This window comes from Mesorhizobium sp. M5C.F.Ca.IN.020.29.1.1 (genome assembly GCF_003997375.1).
GTDB classification, from domain to species: Bacteria; Pseudomonadota; Alphaproteobacteria; order Rhizobiales; family Rhizobiaceae; genus Mesorhizobium; species Mesorhizobium wenxiniae.
Map to the genome: position 1 here is coordinate 1 of NZ_RZSW01000815.1, position 1,984 is coordinate 1,984.

A 1,984-nucleotide genomic window follows, 5' to 3' on the forward strand; every position below is an offset into this window, starting at 1 on the left:
GTTCTGGATCGGCAAGTATTTCTACCGGGTGCGCACCGGCGAGGAGCTGGTCGACAAGGGCGTCTTCACCGGCACCGAATACCGGGAGTTCCAGAAGGCCGAGGATTTCCTGTGGGCGGTGCGCTGCCACATGCATTTCCTCACCGGCAAAGCCGAGGAACGGCTGCATTTCGACATCCAGCGCGAGATCGCCGAGCGGCTGGGCTACACCACACATCCAGGCCTGTCGGCGGTCGAGCGCTTCATGAAGCATTACTTCCTCGTCGCCAAGGATGTCGGGGATCTCACCCGCATCTTCTGCGCTGCACTCGAGGAAGAGCAGGCCAAGCATGTGCCGGGCTTCAACCGCATCTTCCTCACCTTCTCGCGCCGCAAGCGCAAGCTTGCCGGCACGTCCGATTTCATTATCGACAACCATCGCATCAACGTCGCCGACGACCTGGTGTTCGAGCGCGATCCGGTCAATCTCTTGAGGCTGTTCTGGTTCGCCGACAAGCACGGGCTGGAATTTCACCCCGATGCGTTGAAGCTGCTGACCCGTTCGCTCGGCCTCGTCGGCAAGGCGCTCAGGCGCGACGAGGAAGCCAACCGGCTGTTCCTCGACATATTGACGTCGGACCGCAATGCCGAACTCAATCTCAGGCGCATGAACGAGGCGGGACTGCTGGCAAAGCTGATCCCGGATTTCGGCAAGATCGTCGCCATGATGCAGTTCTCGATGTACCACCACTATACGGTGGACGAGCACCTGATCCGCTGTATCGGCGTGTTGGCCGAGATCGAGCGTGGCGACGGTGAAAAGATCCACCCGCTTGCCCACACGCTGATGCCGGGGCTGAAGAAAAGCCGCGAGGCGCTCTACGTCGCGGTGCTTTTGCACGACATCGCCAAGGGACGGCCCGAGGACCATTCCGAAGTGGGTGCCCGGATCGCGCGGCGCATCTGCCCGCATATGGGGCTGTCGGCGGCCGACACCGAAACAGTTGCCTGGCTGGTCGAGAACCACCTCGTCATGTCGATGACGGCACAGACCCGCGATCTCAACGACCGCAAGACAATCGAGGATTTCGCCGCGATCGTGCAGTCGGTCGAACGACTGAAGCTGCTGCTCATCCTCACCGTCTGCGATATCAGAGGCGTCGGGCCGGGCGTCTGGAACGGCTGGAAAGGCCAATTGCTGCGCACGCTCTACTATGAGACCGAATTGCTGTTGACCGGGGGATTTTCGGAAGTGTCGCGCGCCGAGCGAACGGCGGCGGCACGCGAGCGGCTGGCCGAAGCGCTTGCCGATTGGTCCGAAAAAGCCCGCAAGCGCTATGTCGGCCTGCACTACGAGAACTATCTGCTGACGGTCGATCTCCCCGACCAGCTTCGCCACGCCGAATTCATCCGCGAGGCGGATGCGGCGGGCAAGAAGCTCGCCACGATGATCAAGACCCATCAGTTCGAGGCGGTGACCGAGATCACCGTGCTGGCGCAGGACCATCCCCGCCTGCTTTCGGTCATTGCCGGGGCATGTGTGGCGGCCGGCGGCAACATTGTCGACGCGCAGATCTTCACCACCGCAGATGGCCGCGCGCTGGACACCATCCTGATCTCGAGGGAATTCGACCGCGACGAGGACGAACGCCGCCGCGCCGGGCGCGTCGGCCGCCTGATCGAGGATGTGCTGTCGGGCAAGAGCTGGCTGCCGGAGATGATCGAGAAGCGCACCAAGCCGCGGCGCGGCGCCAAGGTCTTCCGCATCCCGCCGCGCGCCGAAATCCGCAACACGCTGTCGAACCGGTTCTCGGTGATCGAGGTCGAGGGGTTGGATCGGCCGGGCCTGCTGTCCGAGATCACCGGGGCGTTGTCCGACCTGTCGCTCGACATCGCGTCGGCACACATCACCACCTTCGGCGAAAAGGTCATCGATACCTTCTATGTAACCGATCTCACCGGCCAGAAGATCGACAGCCCGACGCGCATGGCCGCCATCCAAAAC

Annotated in this window: 1 protein-coding gene; it reads left to right on the top strand. The window is 62.8% G+C overall.

All coding sequences use genetic code 11. From position 1 onward, the window contains the following. Positions 1 to 1,984: [protein-PII] uridylyltransferase (locus EOA85_RS33865; protein ID WP_127212598.1), on the top strand; the 1,984-nt coding region annotated here is incomplete at both ends.